Genomic DNA, 17,123 nt, shown 5'->3' with positions numbered 1-17,123 from the left:
CAATACCCTAAATAATTCGAGTTGCAGGAAGGCGGCCAACGCACATGCAGCTTGAAGTATGACGGGTATAACAATATCTAAAATAGAGGCAAAAGGTTATGCGCATTCGCCATCGGTTGTGTCGGTTTCGCAAGAATAAGCACTTGCGCCATCAACGTTTTCGCTCCCGTATTTTTCATCGAGACAGTGCTGCAACTTCCGAAATGAAGAAGCCGCTTGTGGTGGTTCTGACGGGGGCCGGCATCTCGGCCGAATCTGGTATTCGTACTTTCCGTGCGGCAGATGGTTTGTGGGAAGAGCATCAGGTGGAAGATGTTGCCACCCCTGAGGGGTATCGTCGTGACCCTGAACTGGTTCAGGCTTTTTATAATGCACGTCGCCGCCAGTTACAGCAGCCTGATATTGCGCCAAATGCCGCTCATTTTGCATTAGCTGATTTGGAAGCAGTGCTGGGTGATAATTTCGTACTGGTGACTCAGAACATAGATAATTTGCATGAGAGAGCGGGTAGCAAGCGCGTTATTCATATGCATGGCGAGTTATTGAAAGTGCGCTGCACCCAGTCAGGCCAGGTACTGGATTGGCCGGGTGATCTCAGTGCGGATGAGCGCTGCCATTGTTGCCAATTCCCATCGCCACTGCGCCCACATATTGTGTGGTTTGGTGAGATGCCAATGGGTATGGATGAAATCTATCAAGCGCTGGCTGAGGCTGATTTCTTTATTTCAATTGGCACCTCCGGCCATGTCTACCCTGCCGCCGGGTTTGTCCATGAGTCGAGCTTGCACGGTGCTCATACTGTCGAGTTGAATCTTGAGCCTAGCCAGGTTGAGAGTCAGTTTGATGAAAAACACTACGGTTTAGCCAGCAAAGTGGTGCCAGAATATGTGCGCGAATTTTTAACCACCCGTGGCGAGAATCGCGAAGGCGACTAATTACCCTGCTTAATTGGTGCCGCAGCGTTGCTAGCGGCACTTAATCATTAATTCAAACACTCAGTGTCGTACCTATATTGCTTTTTTATTCTGACTTAAGTTTGTCTAAAACTGACCTGACGCAATATTTGATGGTGATCACTTCCCCATAATGATATTCACTATTATGAAGGTGGGAACCATGGACAAATTACTCGACCGCTTTTTCAACTATGTCTCTTTTGATACTCAAGCAAAAGCCAATGTAAAATCCGTGCCGAGCACTGAAGGGCAGCGCAAGCTGGCTCTGGCGTTGCAACAGGAGTTGCAGTCGCTGGGTTTTTCTCAGGTTAATTTGAGTGACCACGGCTGTGTGATGGCAACATTACCCGCAAATGTTTCCTGGTCGGTCCCCACGGTTGGCTTTATTGCTCATCTCGACACCTCACCCGACTTCTCGGGGAAAAATGTTAATCCACAGATTGTAGAAAACTACCGTGGTGGTGATATTGCTTTGGGAATCGGTGATGAGGTTCTGTCCCCGGTCATGTTCCCCGTCCTGCATCAATTGCTTGGGCACACCTTGATTACCACTGACGGCAAGACCCTATTAGGTGCGGATGATAAAGCGGGTATTGCAGAAATTATCACCGCCATGGTGCGCTTAAAGCACAATAATGTTCCTCATGGGGATATCCGGATCGCATTCACGCCAGATGAAGAAGTGGGGAAAGGGGCGCGTTTCTTTAATGTGGCTGAATTTGATGCCCAATGGGCTTATACCGTGGATGGCGGCGGTGTCGGCGAACTTGAGTTCGAGAATTTTAATGCGGCTTCGGTGACAATAAAAATTGTCGGTAACAATGTTCATCCTGGGAGTGCTAAAGGGGTGATGGTGAATGCACTGTCGCTGGCAACCCGTTTCCATCAGGAATTACCGGCGAATGAAACCCCTGAATGTACAGAGGGTTATGACGGATTTTATCATCTGCAAAGCATTAAGGGCACGGTTGAACGGGCAGAAATGCACTATATCGTGCGCGATTTTAACCTCGATGGATTTGAAGCTCGCAAGAAAAATATGGTGGATATCGCCAAGCGGGTTGGTAAAGGTTTACACCGTGACTGTTATATCGAAATCGTTATGGATGATAGTTATTACAATATGCGTGAGCATATTATTAAGCATCCACATATCATTGAGATAGCACAACAGGCGATGCGTGATTGCGATATCACGCCTATTATGAAGCCAATTCGCGGTGGCACTGATGGCGCTCAGTTATCTTTCATGGGCTTACCTTGCCCCAATATCTTTACCGGTGGCTATAATTATCATGGTAAACATGAGTTTATAACCCTGGAAGGAATGGAAAAAGCGGTGGCGGTTATCATGAGAATTGCTGAATTGACAGCAAAACGGGCTAAAGAGTCATAAGATTATCCATCACACAAAAATGTTGAGATTAATGACAAAGCTATAGATCACGCAATGAGTGAAAGGGTAACCGCACCTCGTAGCTCTCCGGCAACTTACGTCGCCACGACCCCAACAGCACGTTTCCCTTTCATTTGACTTTGTCAGCAGTCTGATGCCCCGTTTATCGGGGCATTTTGTGTAATAAGACCGAAATATTAGTCGTTAAAATACCAATAGCCGCTGTTCACCAGTGTGGTCAGCATGGCGAGGAAAGACGGATCTTCCAGCGCATCACCCAACTTCTGCGCATCAACACTGAAGTGTTGGCATAATGCATCGGCGGCTGATAAGTGCGGTGTATTAATCAATTCACCATTAGCAAAACATTGGTCACCAATACGCAGAACACGCAGGCCGGCAAGACGTTGTAATTCTTCACCTTGTTGGAGTAATTCATAGACATCCCCTGCTTGATAAGGGGGTTCTGGTGGGGCGATATCCAACTCATGGCGTGATTGAGAAATAAATTCGCCAAACCAGTTTTGGAACTCTTCCGGTTGCTGGACTAAATCGAGCATCATAGTGCGAAGTTTATCGACTTCTTGTGGCAGCACTTCAGCAGGGTGGTCCCGCAATTGCAAGTCCGGATCACTGTAACGGTAACTGCCCAACTCGCGAGAAAGCACATAGTCAGCAAAACCGCTGACCAGTTCACGGCCATTAGGTGCACGGAAACCGACCGAATAATTCAATGCATTTTCAAGAGCATAGCCTTCATGAGGGAAGCCCGGTGGGATATAGAGAATATCGCCCGGTTCCATTTCTTCATCAATAATGGCGTCGAATGGGCCGACTTGCAGCAGGTCTGGATGGGGGCAATGCTGCTTCATTTCCGTTTTCTCACCGACCCGCCAGCGACGACGGCCCGTGCCTTGAATGATAAAAACGTCATATTGGTCAAAATGCGGGCCAACACCCCCACCAGGGACCGAGAAAGAAATCATTAAATCATCCATTCGCCAGTCAGAAAGCTTGCGGAATGGGCGCATTAAGGCGGCTGCGGGTTCATGCCAATGATCAACCGCCTGTACCAACAGCGACCAATTAGTTTCACCTAAGTGATCAAAACTCTCAAATGGGCCATGACTCACTTGCCAGCGACCCTCTTCATGGCTCACCAGACGACTATCGACTTCATTTTCCATTGCTAGACCAGCAAGCTCATCAGGCGAAAGAGGGTCAATAAAGTTTGTAAAGCCACGTTTGAGGAGGACGGGGCGTTTCTGCCAATAGCGCTGCAGAAAATCGGGCCAATCGAGATTGAGTTGGTAATCCATGTTTATTCCAGGATAGGGGGTGAACTTGCCTGTGATTATAACGGATGCCTGCCATTAGTATCAGGGGTTGACGGGCAAATTTTATTAATCAGCGTGATAATCATTTTGCTGGCCAAAGGTCACCATCATCCGTGCTCCACCTAAGTGGCTTTCAGTGATGGTTATCTTACCTTGATACTGTTCAATAATTTCAGCTGCAACAGACAATCCAAGCCCTTGCCCCGGGCGTAAAGTGTCCACACGTTGGCCTCGTTGGAAAATTAATTGCCGTTTACTTTCAGGGATGCCCGGCCCATCGTCGTCAATGACAATAGTGAGCTGCTTCTCTGAGTGGAGGGCGGTTATTTCGACAAATTCCAGGCAATATTTGCAGGCGTTTTCCAGAACATTGCCCATCACTTCCATGAAGTCATTCCTTTCGCCCAGGAAAGTCACTTCAGGCGAGATATCCAACGTCAATACCACGCCTTTGCGTTGATACACTTTATTCAGCGCACTGCACAAGCTATCGAGTAGGGCAGGAACAGAATGAATTTCACGAATCAATACGTTATGTTCAGAACGCATGCTGGCCCGATGCAGATAATAACCAATTTGCTGAGAGATACGACTTATCTGCTCGAGCATGATAGGTTCGACCTCTTCAATGGTTGTTTGCTTACCGGTGCGTAAAGAGCGCAAAGTTGTTTGCAATACTGCCAGAGGCGTTTTTAGACTATGAGTCAGGTCTGAGAGTGTAGTGCGGTATTTGGTATAACGCTGGCGTTCATTGGTGAGCAAGATATTAAGATTTCGCACCAAACTTAGTAATTCACTAGGAGGATTCTCATCTAATTGTTCGCGTTCACCTTTCTCTAACTGATTGATCTGGCTGACCAGCGCCTTAATCGGTCTTAGGCTCCAATAGGCAGCAAGCCAAAGCAAGGGAACAACCAACAGTAAATTCGCCAGTAAGACATAGCTAAACCAGTTCCAAACCAAGTCTGAGCGCTGTAATTCCTGCGGGATAGTATCGACAACTACAATGGTGAGTTGCGGTAAGCGGGATGTCGCGGGATAAGTATTAACGGATATGGAGTGAGTCAACGCGCTGCTGTCAGTATCGTCATATTTTTTGAGTTGGTCTTGCGCTTTCGGATTATCACCCAGCATCATGCTACTGATATGTGTTCCGGTATCCAACTCATAAAATCCCGGTTTTTGTAACCAGCTTTTTTCGATATGAGACTCAAGTTCTGGCACATGCCGCTGACGCCACAAAATATTGCCATCTTTATCATAAATCAGAACCAGCGTTGGGATATTCAGCTCAAGCTCTGGTGGCACTGAGATACTAAGCTTATTATTTTGCCATTGGGCCAGACTGAAAAATAAGTTACTTTCGCCGCGATGTGCTCTGAATGTATTTTTATCAAAACTGACAATATAGCCGACGACGGCGACCATACCATAAGATAACGACAGCGCCAGAATGACGCCCGCTGTCGCCATAAGAAACCGTGCGCGAAGAGAGAAGGGTTTGTTATTTTTCCTGAGCATGATGTCTAGTTGGCGTCAAAACGGTATCCCTGACCACGGATGGTCGTAATCACCTCTCCTTCATGTTTTGCCTGCATTTTTTTACGCAAACGCCCCATTAATACGTCAATAGTGTGGCTTTCACGTAGTTCTGCATCAGGATAGAGTTGCAGCATTAATGTATCTTTGCTGACGACTTTTCCAGCATTACGAATAAGGGTTTCAATGATAGTGTATTCGAAAGCGGTGAGTTTAATCTGTTGCTGATTGACGCACAACTCTCGCCGTGAGAGATCAATCTGAAACGGAGGGAATTCAATCACCTGAGAGGCTAAACCAATATTGCGCCGCATTAATGCCTGCATTCGCGCAATGACTTCCTCCAGATGAAAAGGTTTGGTCACGTAATCATCGGCACCAGCTTCCAGCACTGCAACTTTATCTTGCCAACTTTCCCGTGCTGTTAGCACCAGAATCGGCAGGTTCGTCTGATGGCTGCGCCAGCGACGGATAAGGCTCAACCCATCTTCACCCGGTAAACCAAGATCAATAATGGCGATATCAGGAGCATGCTCTTGCAAGAAATAGTCTGCTTCTTTGGCGTCTTCTGCGGCGTCTACCTGATGGCCCATCTCACGCATTTGCACGGTAAGATGGTGACGCAACAAAGCATTATCTTCGACAACTAAAACTCGCATACCACATTCCTCGATAAGACATTAATCGGGTAATTTAATATTACCCGACAAATAAAAATTAAAACAGTAAGTTAGAAAGCGTAACGCAAACCTACTTGCATTGCCTGATCACTGACTTTCCAGTTATGGTAGGTATAACCCACTTCAGCCGCGAGGCTTTTTGTTAGAGCATAGCCTGTGGTTACCCGTGCTTCATGGAAGGCGCGGTCGTCATATCTGGCCAGACGGTAGGCAATGTCCAGGCTAATATCTTGTGATAATTGACTTTTGATTCCAACTTCACCGGTAGCGCTATTGTAACTATTAGTTTTTTCACCGTTTTTGCTGGCATCAAATACCATGGCGCGGCGACTGCCGCCGACCAAAGTATAAAAATCAATATTAGGTGAGAATGTCCAATGGTAGCCCAGGCCTAATACGGCCTCCGCAAGACCCCGATCACTATTGGCAATGCTGCTTATACGGCCATCAATAAACAAATCGTTATCAAAACCATAGCCACCATTAAGATAAATGCCACCCATGTCACGGTCGCCGATCTGGCTGTAATTACTCTGATTAAATTGCTTATCAAAACGTTCATTACTACTGATTGAACCATACTGCAGGCCACCCGCGACATAAGTGTAATCAGCGGCAATAGCGGTAGTACAAGTCCCTATCAGGGCGAGAGAAAGTAGTGTTTTCTTCAACATAATGAGAATAGCTCCAGTGATTGTAACGTCCTTTTGACATCATCAGTATTATCAATGACAACAGCTAAACCGGGGCTAAACAGGGGCAGTACGCGGGGAATAAGAAAAATAGGGGGTTATACAGGTGGCGTTGATTCACCACCTGTATTTGAGATTAAAGCATTACTTCAATTCATCAACCATCGTCGTGGCGCGGCCAATATAATTAGCCGGGGTCATGGCTTTCAACCGGGTTTTTTCTTCTTCCGGCAGTGCGAGACTGTCGATAAATGTTTGCATACCAGCAGCATCAACACGTTTTCCGCGAGTCAATTCCTTTAATTTTTCATAAGGTTTTTCAATGCCATAGCGACGCATGACGGTTTGGATAGGTTCAGCCAACACTTCCCAGTTATGGTCCAGTTCTTCCAACAGATGCGCTTCGTTGACTTCCAGCTTACTAATGCCTTTCATCGTCGCCTGATAGGCAATGGCGGCATAGCCCAGCCCAACACCCAAGTTACGCAGCACTGTAGAGTCTGTCAGGTCACGCTGCCAGCGCGAAACCGGGAGTTTGCTGGCTAAATGACCCAGTACCGCGTTGGACAGGCCCAGATTGCCCTCGGAATTCTCGAAATCAATAGGGTTCACTTTATGTGGCATGGTGCTGGAACCAATTTCGCCAGCGATGGTTTTTTGTTTGAAGTGATTCAAGGCAATATAACCCCAGATATCACGGTCAAAATCGATCAGAATGGTATTGAAACGCGCTATACAGTCGAAAAGTTCAGCGATGTAATCGTGCGGTTCGATTTGTGTGGTGTAGGGGTTCCAATTGATACCCAGTGAAGTGACAAAACTTTCACTGAACTGGTGCCAATCAACTTCAGGATAAGCCACGATGTGAGCATTATAGTTACCCACTGCGCCATTGATTTTGCCTAAAATTTCCACTTGTGACAGTTGGCGGAACTGGCGCTCCATACGGTAAGCTACGTTCGCAAACTCTTTACCGATGGTGGACGGTGTTGCCGGCTGGCCGTGAGTACGGGAAAGCAGCGGCAAATCACGATGTTGGTGAGCCAGCGCTTTAATCGAATCAATAAGCTGACGCCACATCGGCAACACCACATCCTGACGGGCGGTTTGCAGCATTAGGGCGTGCGACAGGTTATTGATATCTTCTGAAGTACAAGCAAAGTGAATGAATTCTGACACTGCATGCAGCGCTGGAACACTCTCCACTTTCTCTTTCAGGAAGTATTCGACCGCTTTTACATCATGATTCGTAGTGCGCTCAATGGTTTTGATGCGCTGTGCATCCTGTTCATTGAAATCTTGCACTATCTTATCGAGGTAAGCGTTTGCGTCGGCATCAAAAGCCGGGACTTCTTTGATTTCTGCACAGGCGGCCAATTTTTGCAGCCAACGTACTTCGACCTGCACACGGAATTTCAGCAAACCGAATTCGCTAAAGATTGGGCGCAGTGCGCTGACTTTATCGCCGTAGCGCCCATCAATAGGGGAAACGGCAGTCAGTGAGGATAATTCCATTGGTGGCAACTCCTGATAAAGAATGTCAATTATGAGCAAGAATACTCTGCGCCTGCTTAAACAGACGATTTCGCGAGAACATTAACTGCAAGCGGCTTCCGCCGACTTGTTGCCAAAGCACGGCTGAGCGGATCCCCGCCAGCAGGGTGGCACGAATTTTTGCCTGCACCAATGTGCTTTGTAAAATAGCCGGAGAGCCAATAACTTGAATGCGTGGGCCGAGAGGGCTGATAACATCGGTATAAATAGCCGCCAGCGAACTCATCATGGTTTCAGATTCGAGATCGAAATGCGCCAGTTGGCGATCAAGCTGACTGATACGGTCACCTAAGGTATTCATGGCCGATTTATTGGCATTGAGTTTTCTTTCAAGCACCATGAGGCTCAGGGTATAGCGAGTCAGCTCAGCTGCCGGCCCCTGTCGGTTGGCGTTTAACACACTTTGCAGTGTTTCCAACCCCATTTTTAGGGATTGCTCATTACCGCCATATACCGCCAAAGTTGACGGTGGATTGGTTTGCAACAACCCACCCAGCATGGTGCTCAATGCATCATTATCGCATTGGCCTTCATGAGCCAATTGTTGAACCAAGCGAGCTGACTGGCAGATTCCTGCCAATGCCAACGTAATATCATAATAGTTTTTCGCCACGGTTACTCCTGTAAACATTCTGGTTCACGTATGGGTTGAATTAGTTTGCGGCTGAACCAATCAGCGGGTAACGCTCTTCAATAATACCGCCACCGAGGCAAACTTCGCCTTGATAGAAAACAGCCGACTGACCGGGTGTTACTGCCGCCACGGGTTCATCAAACCGAACCTCAACACGCTCGTCATCCAAAGGTGTAACGGTGCAAGGAATGTCCTGTTGACGATAACGGGTTTTCACCACACAGCGGAAAGCGGCGGTGACCGGTTCTCTATCCACCCAATGCAACTGTTGAGCAATCAGACCGACAGACATTAAACGCGGATGTTCGTGCCCCTGTGCTACCAACAGGATGTTATTGGCAACATCTTTATCCACAACATACCATGGGTCATCGCCACCTTCTTTGGTACCGCCAATACCTAAACCTTTGCGTTGGCCCAGCGTGTGATACATCAAACCCTGATGTTCACCCACATGTTGGCCATCTACGGTCATGATTGGGCCGGGTTGAGCGGGCAGGTAGCGGCCGAGGAAATCACGGAATTTGCGCTCACCGATAAAGCAGATGCCGGTAGAGTCTTTTTTCTTGGCGGTGACCAGGTCAAGTTGTTCAGCAATGCGGCGAACTTCAGGTTTTTCTAATTCCCCAACGGGGAACAGGCTCTGAGCAAGCTGTTCGTGACTTAAGGTGTAGAGGAAATAGCTTTGGTCTTTATTGCCATCAAGGCCACGTAGCAAACGGCTTTTACCCTCAACATCCTGACGACGGACATAATGACCGGTAGCAATATAGTCCGCGCCCAAGTCTTCGGCGGCGAATTCCAGGAAGGCTTTAAATTTGATTTCTTTATTACACAGAATATCGGGGTTGGGGGTACGCCCGGCTTTGTATTCCTCAAGGAACAATTCGAACACGTTATCCCAATATTCTGCGGCAAAATTGACGGTGTGCAACTCCATGCCCAGTTTGTCGCATACTGCTTGAGCATCGGCCAGGTCGGTCGCTGCAGAGCAATATTCTTCGCCATCATCCTCTTCCCAGTTCTTCATGAACAAGCCGGCAACTTGGTAGCCCTGCTGCTGAAGCAGGTAGGCGGAAACGGAAGAATCGACACCGCCGGACATACCGACGATTACTTTTTTCTGGCTGTTATCTGACATGGGAGTCTCACTAACGTAAATACCTAAAGCCCCTGCGATGGCGGTGGCGGATGATATTATCCGACTCATTGCTCAGCGCGGGTGAGGCATTATAAAAACAAGCGCCGGATTTTATCACGTTGTTTGCTTCACTGCATGGTTGTTTGCTTCACAGCATAGTTGATCCTCAGCCTGAACAAAATTAGCTGAGTAAATCAAATCTGCTGTTTATAGTGGCCAGTTAAATGAGCCAACCAGATCAAGCGAATAGCGCTCGGGCTGTTGGTAACACCGGATACTCTCAGCAACCAGTGGCGAGCGTAAATTATCTGATTGCAGTATTTCATCCGCAGTGAGCCAGTGGCAGCAGTCGATATCGTCATCTTGCGGCGCTGTGGCTACGGGCTCTTTCAGCTCAATCACAAAAGCAAAACGGAGGAACGGGGTTTTATCCGGCGCAATCCACTGATGCATACGCAAAAAAGATTGCGGGTTGGCCCGAATGCCGGTTTCTTCCCACAGTTCCCTTTCTGCGGCCTGCACCAGGGTTTCATCGGCCTCTAAATGACCCGCCGGTTGATTCCATAACTTTTTGCCGTTGATAGTTTCCTCAACAACTAAAAATTTCCCGTTAGCATGCACGACACAAGCCACAGTAACATGAGGCTTAAACATAGTTTATCTCCTTCCATTCGCCGGGCTGTAGGTCGCCTAAGCTTAAATTTCCCATACTAAAACGTATCAGACGCAGGGTAGGGAAGCCAATATGGGCGGTCATTCTGCGAACTTGCCGGTTGCGACCCTCAAAGAGGGTTATTTTTAGCCAGCTAGTGGGAATGGCTTTGCGCTCTCGAATCGGCGGATTACGCGGCCATAACCACTCGGGTTCGCTGACTAATTCGGCACCTGCGGGTAAAGTGGGGCCGTCTTTTAAGGTTATCCCGGCCCTTAGCTGATTGAGCGCACCATCGCCCGGCACCCCCTCGACTTGTACAAAATAAACTTTACCGGTTTTCTGGGCGGGCTGGGTGAGCCTGGCTTGCAATTTGCCATCATTGGTTAAGACCAGCAAACCTTCGCTATCACGATCGAGTCGGCCCGCCGCATAAACATCACCAAAAGGGATAAATTCCTTCAAAGTTGAGCGCCCAGACTCATCAGTAAATTGCGGTAACACATCAAAAGGCTTGTTGAATAACAGTACGCGATGTGGGGCAATAGGCTTGACTTGTTTCGCCAGTGTCTTGGTGCTGAATCGGTTAACTTTGTGATTTTTAACAGAGAATTTATTCATGATTATTGCGATTCCGAATGATTAGCGCATTATACCTCAATCTGTTTCGGATTGGCGTGGAACGAATATTCAAGTAGTATTGACACGAATCTTACAAGGCATTAACAAAATTGCGCTGAAGGAGAGGTTGATGGAAAGCAAAGTAGTGGTTCCGGCAGAAGGTAATAAAATTACTGTCGATGCTCAGGGTAAACTGGTTGTTCCGCATAATCCGATCATTCCATTTATTGAAGGTGATGGTATTGGCGTCGATGTGACCCCAGCCATGATCAACGTTGTAGATGCTGCGGTTAAGAAAGCCTATAAAGGTGAGCGTAAAATCTCCTGGATGGAAATCTATACCGGTGAGAAATCAACTCATGTTTATGGCAAAGATGTTTGGCTGCCAGAAGAAACATTGGATCTGATTCGCGAATATCGCGTTGCTATTAAAGGTCCATTAACCACGCCAGTGGGCGGCGGCATTCGTTCTCTGAACGTTGCTTTGCGCCAACAACTCGACTTGTATGTGTGTCTGCGCCCAGTGCGTTATTACGAGGGGACACCAAGCCCGGTAAAACATCCTGAATTGACCAATATGGTGATTTTCCGCGAAAACGCTGAAGACATCTATGCGGGTATCGAATGGAAAGCGGGTTCACCAGAAGCTGAAAAAGTGATTAAGTTCCTGCGTGAAGAGATGGGTGTGAAGAAAATCCGTTTCCCTGAACAATGTGGTATTGGTGTGAAACCTTGTTCAGAAGAAGGGACTAAGCGCTTGGTTCGTGCTGCCATTGAGTACGCGATTACCAACGATCGTGAATCAGTCACTCTGGTTCATAAAGGCAACATTATGAAATTCACCGAAGGCGCATTTAAAGACTGGGGTTACCAGTTAGCGCGTGAGGAATTTGGTGGTGAGCTGATCGATGGTGGCCCATGGGTTAAAATTAAGAATCCAAACAACGGTAAAGACATCATTATTAAAGATGTTATTGCCGATGCTTTCCTACAACAAATTTTGCTGCGCCCAGCGGAATATGATGTCATCGCCTGTATGAACCTGAACGGCGATTACATTTCTGATGCCTTGGCTGCACAAGTCGGCGGTATCGGTATTGCTCCTGGCGCTAACATTGGTGATGAATGCGCCTTGTTTGAAGCAACCCACGGCACGGCACCAAAGTATGCGGGTCAGGATAAGGTGAACCCAGGTTCTATCATTCTGTCCGCAGAAATGATGCTGCGTCACATGGGTTGGTTCGAAGCTGCTGATTTGATTATCAAAGGCACCGAGGGCGCAATTCAGGCCAAAACCGTGACTTATGATTTCGAGCGTCTGATGGAAGGCGCTAAGTTACTGAAATGTAGTGAATTTGGCGATGCCATTATTCAACACATGTAATTCAGCAAGTTAAGCTATATCTCACGGGGGCGTCCGCTTCCGTGAGTTTTTGTTCCCCCTCAATTACCTCACAAACTCTGCTGCAGTAAATTCAGCTAATTCTGCAACTTTGTGGATAAATCAATGAGTGAGCTGTGACCCGCCATAATAATATGAAGAAAATATTTGACTGGTCAGGTTAACTCTTTATCCTTTACGGCAAAGTTATCTAGCATATGTATTTCATTTAATCACCAGAACTTAAGAAATTATAAATTTTTTTTATTTTCTCTCTTAAAACAGAGGTTTATATTGTGACGAAGGATGTAGAAATCGTTAAAGCACGGCATCCGTTAGATAAGCAGCACATCAAACTGACTTATGTAACCCATTTTTACTGTAATCAGGGAAATATGGATTCCGTTGAGTCTTTGTTGAAGGAATATGAATCTTACCCTGACGATATTAAGGATGCGGTAGAGTTTGTCATTGTCGATGATTGCTCTCCCTTAGAGTATGAAGTAAAAGATTATGATTTGAATTTCACGTGGTTAAGAATAACCACTGATATCCCGTGGAACCAAGCGGGTTCCCGTAATTTGGGTGTGACTTACGCTAAATCCGATAAAATCATCATTACTGATTTAGACTGTTTGCTACCAGAAGATACCCTGCGTTATCTGATTAATGCGCGTAATCCTGGGCGCTCACTGTATCGCATCTACCGTACAGATGAAAAAACCGGCAAAGCCTACCGCGGTCATCCCAATTTATTCTTCATGTCCAGAGCTAGATTCTTCAGACTTTATGGCTATGACGAAGAGTTTGCCGGCCATTATGGTTCAGAAGATTATCGTTTTGTGAAGTTCCATAAAGATCATGGCACCACACCTCGCTATCTGCCGAAGCAATATCGCTGTATTGAGCGTAATGTTGATAGGAAGAAAAGCTACCATTCTCTGGATCGTGATTTGACGCACAATGCGCCTATTGATGATCGCAAGAAGAATGAAATTGCTCTCTTTGGTGCGGAATATGGTCATAGCCGAATATTCCTTAACTTTAATTGGGAAATCAAAAAAGTGCATTCACGCCCACCAACAGTCCCCGAACGTAAGGGCTGGTGGCGGCCATTATGGTGGTTCCGTTACCTGTTCCGTTCACTCGCGGCATAACGGCATTTATCTAAAATATTTCTCATAGCCAGTCAGTGTATACTGATTGGCTATGTCATAGATTAGGGCTGCGATACTGGGTACCAGTGTGTCACGCGGCTTCTCTTGGTTATTAATCTGAAGTGAGTGACTTATGATTTCTCCTGCTACCTTGCCCAGTTCACCGCCAGCGCATCGCTATGTTGGCATGTTATCTTGTGTAACTGCATTTTTATTAGGTATTGGTGTACCCACTTCTAATTTTATAATGAACTTGTCGATGGTATTGGCTTTAATCTGTTTACTGCTGAGCCGCGATACACGTTATGTGAAAGTTTTAGTCAAAAACCCGCTGATTTGGTTACCGGCAATTATGTTTTTGCTGCTGGCAGTATCTTTGCTATGGCAGCACAATTTGTACGGTAAAGTGATGGTCGGAAAATATTCCAAGCTGTTGTATATCTTGCCATTAGCGATGTTTTTTATTCTTTCTCGCTCACTTTCCCGCTATTTTGCCAAAGGTTTTTTATTGGCCAATGCCGTGATCCTGGCCGCCAGTCTCTGGGTCGGTGTCCTTCATATGCCGTTGGGTCATATTGACCCCTTAAATCCGACAGTATTTAAGTTACAAATCACACATAACTTCTTTATGGCATTAGCTGCGGTGATATGGCTTTCTTTAGCATTCCGCAGCCATGGGCTTAAGCGCTGGGGCTATGCGCTACTGGTGTGTCTGGCGGTCTATAACATTGTGTTTATGGTGCAGGGCAGAACCGGCTATGTTGCCTTGGTGGCTGCTTTTGGGGTGTGGGCGCTGCTGTCATTATCAACCCGTCAGCGTTTGGGGATGCTGGTGGGCGCATTTATCATCGCAGCGATCGTGCTTGTGGTGCCAAACCGTGCAGTTGAACGGCTACAGCAAGGTGTCACCGAGGTTCAAACCTGCTTGTCGGCCACCCACGAGGAGGATAAAAAATCTTGCGACAGTTCGATGGGAATGCGCACGTCATTCATACTTGAATCTGTAAGGTTGATAGAGTCAGCGCCTGTTTTAGGGCATGGCGCTGGGGGCTTTTGGCTCAGTCTTTCACAAAGCGAATATAGCATAAATCCGCATAATGAATATTTAATGCAAACTGTGCAATCCGGAATCGTCGGTTTAGCTTTATTCCTCGGGTGGATGTGGTGTTATTTCCGTTCTGCCTGGCGTTTACCAACACACATTAGAAATGTGTTGGTGGCTTTGCTCTGTGCTTATTTGGCTTGTCACCTATTTAATTCCTTCTTACTCGACTCTTCAGAAGGGCACTTATTTATCATCCTTACGGCGATTGTGGCCAGTTATTCAGCACTGCCGCCTAAAGAACGCGAAGAAATAGAGCAAACAGAATAAAACTCGGAATAAAGAGTGTGTTAAATCTAGAGAGCAGGTGCCCACAGTGGCACCTGTTTTTTATCCATTTAGTTTGATACTTCCTGCGGCGAGCTAAAGTTTAAGTTGTTGTATCCCTCTTGAAAACCAAACAACTCAAACAACTCATAAGCCGTTGAATACATATGATAGGGCGAAAAAAACAACCAGGCAAAAAGTGAGAATAAAATCATAATGACAACCAGTAGGATTTTATCAAGTAGCACTTTTTCTCCTTATATTATTTGAGCCAATAAACTTGTCACATTGACTCATTATGTCAACTGCGCACTGTTGCATAACAATAACGTAAAACCATATTAAACGCATGGGCAGGGTTAACGAATGTTAAGTGATCTTCGTCACGAAATTGAATTGTTAACGTTAACATTGGTGATTAACATCACGAAATACACGAGATATTGTATCAATATAGAGGATGAAAAAGAGCCGAAACCAAAACGACTTTTCTGTTATGGGCATAACAGAGCTGCGTTGGCATTAAGTGGATGCTCGCTCCAGTAATGGGCAAGGCAATCGGTGTATTAATCGTGATTCCCGCCTTTCAATTAAATGAAGAGCAGCTTCCCGACCAATATCATAATGAGGCTGTTGCACCGTAGTCAGTGGCGGTAGAAATAGCTCTCCGATACCGGCCATATTGTCATACCCCACTACCGCAACTTGCTGTGGGATGGTAATACCTTTCGCTAAAAGCACTTGGTAGGCCAGGAAAGCGATGCGGTCATTACCACAAATAAGCACATCAAAATCAGGTTTCCCGTTAGGGCAGTTGCGCTCTAAGAGAGAAATAACATCCTGATAATGCTCATCTCCCCACGCCAAGTGGTGCTGACGTAACTGCTCCAGTGGTAAGGTAGATTCTCGCCATGCTTTTTCCACGCCCGCGCGCCGAGCTTTTCCCGCCAGCGAACTCTCAGGAAGATAGAGACACAATGGCCGCTGATAACCTCGGCGCAGCAGCAATTTCAGCGCCTGATATTGACCATCAAAGTCATCAGGAATGTAGCTGGGGATTGTATTATTCTCGCTGACACAATTAGCTAGCACAATATTCTTATCCCGAAGACATTCAGGGACAGTGACCTGTTGTAGCCTCATTGAGGCAAAAATAATGCCATCGGGGCGCTGGGCCAGCAGTTGGTTGACCGCGCGTTCGCTGTCTTCGTGTGAAGTTAGATTGACCAGAAAGCTATTCCAGCCAAATTCGCGTGCCGTCAACTCAATGGACAGTAATATCTCGACCGAAAACGGAGTGGTGGCGGTATCGCGCGCAAGCACGGCGAGAGTCGAGGTTTTGGTGGTGTTGCCCCGCATTTTTCGGGCAAAGAAATCAGGTACATAATCGAGAGTTTCAATGGTTTGCATGACTCGCTGATAAGTTTCTGGTCGCAATTGTTCTGGGGCATTGATTGCCCGAGAAACCGTCATTAATGAAACTGACGCCAGATTTGCCACTTCTTTCAGCGAAACCATTACTTTCCTCGATAGATTATATTACCGCTTTGATTGGTTGATGATGGCTACCTGTCATTATTGATTAATAGGAGCGGCGGTATTGGCTGGTTCTATCAATAAAAAGCCCTCATGAGTGAGGGCTAGAGGCTAACAGTTGGCTTTATCATCAGCCTCATCAATCAGACCGTTGGCTATCTTGCTCGCATCAAGATAACGGGAAGAACTTAAAATCTGATTAAGTGTTTCTCGAACACTGAACAAAAATTGATCATTGTCTGACTCGTTAGCACATTCAACCATTAATGCGATAAGCAAAGCTTCATGGGCGATCAAATGATCTTCACCAGGTAAGTTTGCATCAGTGCTACCTTGCTGGGCGCGAACAGATGTTTGATTAAGTGATGACATAAAACTCCTTATTTAATAATTGAATAACCACCCGCCCACTATAGCGGGGTTTCTGTTTATTGCTATGACAGATGAATACTTTGTCATAGCATCCATAACAGATAAT

Annotated in this window: 16 protein-coding genes; 5 read left to right on the top strand and 11 right to left on the bottom strand. The window is 46.5% G+C overall.

The features are described 5' to 3' along the window. Positions 1–98: 98 nt before the first annotated feature. Both cobB and pepT read left to right on the top strand, forming a co-directional pair. The gene (gene cobB, locus DXZ79_RS12080) at positions 99–935 is read left to right on the top strand and encodes a Sir2 family NAD+-dependent deacetylase (protein WP_120011293.1); all 837 of its coding nucleotides are present in this window, start codon (positions 99–101) and stop codon (positions 933–935) included. 181 nt (positions 936–1,116) lie between these two features. Beyond that, a complete protein-coding gene (gene pepT, locus DXZ79_RS12075; RefSeq protein WP_050291260.1) occupies positions 1,117–2,352 on the top strand; it encodes a peptidase T in 1,236 nt (411 codons plus the stop codon). Between the two features lie 197 nt (positions 2,353–2,549). Here pepT and DXZ79_RS12070 read toward each other — a convergent pair whose 3' ends face one another. From DXZ79_RS12070 to rluE, 9 genes are all read right to left on the bottom strand, one after another. Continuing rightward, the gene (locus tag DXZ79_RS12070) at positions 2,550–3,671 is read right to left on the bottom strand and encodes a ribosomal protein uL16 3-hydroxylase (protein WP_038632317.1); all 1,122 of its coding nucleotides are present in this window, start codon (positions 3,669–3,671) and stop codon (positions 2,550–2,552) included. An 84-nt stretch (positions 3,672–3,755) separates the two neighbouring features. Further along, complete coding sequence (gene phoQ, locus DXZ79_RS12065) at positions 3,756–5,210, bottom strand: two-component system sensor histidine kinase PhoQ (RefSeq protein ID WP_038632319.1); 1,455 nt, start codon at positions 5,208–5,210, stop codon at positions 3,756–3,758. Positions 5,211–5,215: 5 nt separating this feature from the next. Then, positions 5,216–5,887, bottom strand: a complete 672-nt coding sequence (gene phoP / locus DXZ79_RS12060) for a two-component system response regulator PhoP (RefSeq protein ID WP_004389792.1) — start codon at positions 5,885–5,887, stop codon at positions 5,216–5,218. 71 nt (positions 5,888–5,958) lie between these two features. After that, positions 5,959–6,582: a YPO1635 family putative outer membrane beta-barrel protein gene (locus DXZ79_RS12055; protein WP_038632321.1), complete on the bottom strand. Its 624-nt coding sequence runs from the start codon at positions 6,580–6,582 to the stop codon at positions 5,959–5,961. A gap of 162 nt (positions 6,583–6,744) precedes the next feature. Then, on the bottom strand, positions 6,745–8,115 hold the full coding sequence (gene purB / locus DXZ79_RS12050; protein ID WP_050291259.1) for an adenylosuccinate lyase: 1,371 nt from the start codon (positions 8,113–8,115) through the stop codon (positions 6,745–6,747). Positions 8,116–8,140: 25 nt separating this feature from the next. Next, complete coding sequence (gene hflD / locus DXZ79_RS12045; protein WP_038632325.1) at positions 8,141–8,767, bottom strand: high frequency lysogenization protein HflD; 627 nt, start codon at positions 8,765–8,767, stop codon at positions 8,141–8,143. Positions 8,768–8,807: 40 nt separating this feature from the next. Next, the gene (mnmA, locus tag DXZ79_RS12040; RefSeq protein WP_038632327.1) at positions 8,808–9,929 is read right to left on the bottom strand and encodes a tRNA 2-thiouridine(34) synthase MnmA; all 1,122 of its coding nucleotides are present in this window, start codon (positions 9,927–9,929) and stop codon (positions 8,808–8,810) included. A gap of 207 nt (positions 9,930–10,136) precedes the next feature. Then, entirely contained in the window at positions 10,137–10,583 is a 447-nt protein-coding gene (locus tag DXZ79_RS12035) for an NUDIX hydrolase (RefSeq protein ID WP_038632328.1), read from the bottom strand. Continuing rightward, complete coding sequence (rluE, locus tag DXZ79_RS12030) at positions 10,576–11,202, bottom strand: 23S rRNA pseudouridine(2457) synthase RluE (protein WP_038632330.1); 627 nt, start codon at positions 11,200–11,202, stop codon at positions 10,576–10,578. The genes DXZ79_RS12035 and rluE overlap by 8 nt, the downstream gene beginning before the upstream one ends. Positions 11,203–11,332: 130 nt before the next feature. Here rluE and icd point away from each other — a divergent pair, with 130 nt between their 5' ends. From icd to DXZ79_RS12015, 3 genes are all read left to right on the top strand, one after another. Beyond that, positions 11,333–12,586: an NADP-dependent isocitrate dehydrogenase gene (gene icd, locus DXZ79_RS12025; protein ID WP_050291258.1), complete on the top strand. Its 1,254-nt coding sequence runs from the start codon at positions 11,333–11,335 to the stop codon at positions 12,584–12,586. 293 nt (positions 12,587–12,879) lie between these two features. Next, on the top strand, positions 12,880–13,740 hold the full coding sequence (locus tag DXZ79_RS12020; protein WP_038632334.1) for a glycosyltransferase: 861 nt from the start codon (positions 12,880–12,882) through the stop codon (positions 13,738–13,740). A gap of 151 nt (positions 13,741–13,891) precedes the next feature. After that, a complete protein-coding gene (locus tag DXZ79_RS12015; RefSeq protein ID WP_120011631.1) occupies positions 13,892–15,112 on the top strand; it encodes an O-antigen ligase family protein in 1,221 nt (406 codons plus the stop codon). A gap of 519 nt (positions 15,113–15,631) precedes the next feature. Here DXZ79_RS12015 and DXZ79_RS12010 read toward each other — a convergent pair. Together DXZ79_RS12010 and DXZ79_RS12005 are read right to left on the bottom strand one after the other, a co-directional pair. Then, complete coding sequence (locus DXZ79_RS12010; protein ID WP_038632338.1) at positions 15,632–16,627, bottom strand: LacI family DNA-binding transcriptional regulator; 996 nt, start codon at positions 16,625–16,627, stop codon at positions 15,632–15,634. A 129-nt stretch (positions 16,628–16,756) separates the two neighbouring features. Further along, positions 16,757–17,017, bottom strand: coding sequence for a hypothetical protein (locus DXZ79_RS12005; protein ID WP_038632340.1), 261 nt, complete (start codon positions 17,015–17,017; stop codon positions 16,757–16,759). Positions 17,018–17,123 lie beyond the last annotated feature (106 nt).

Source organism: Yersinia rochesterensis (genome assembly GCF_003600645.1).
GTDB lineage: Bacteria > Pseudomonadota > Gammaproteobacteria > Enterobacterales > Enterobacteriaceae > Yersinia > Yersinia rochesterensis.
Note: the sequence above shows the minus strand (reverse complement) of the source record. Positions and strands in the feature narration are given on the sequence as shown.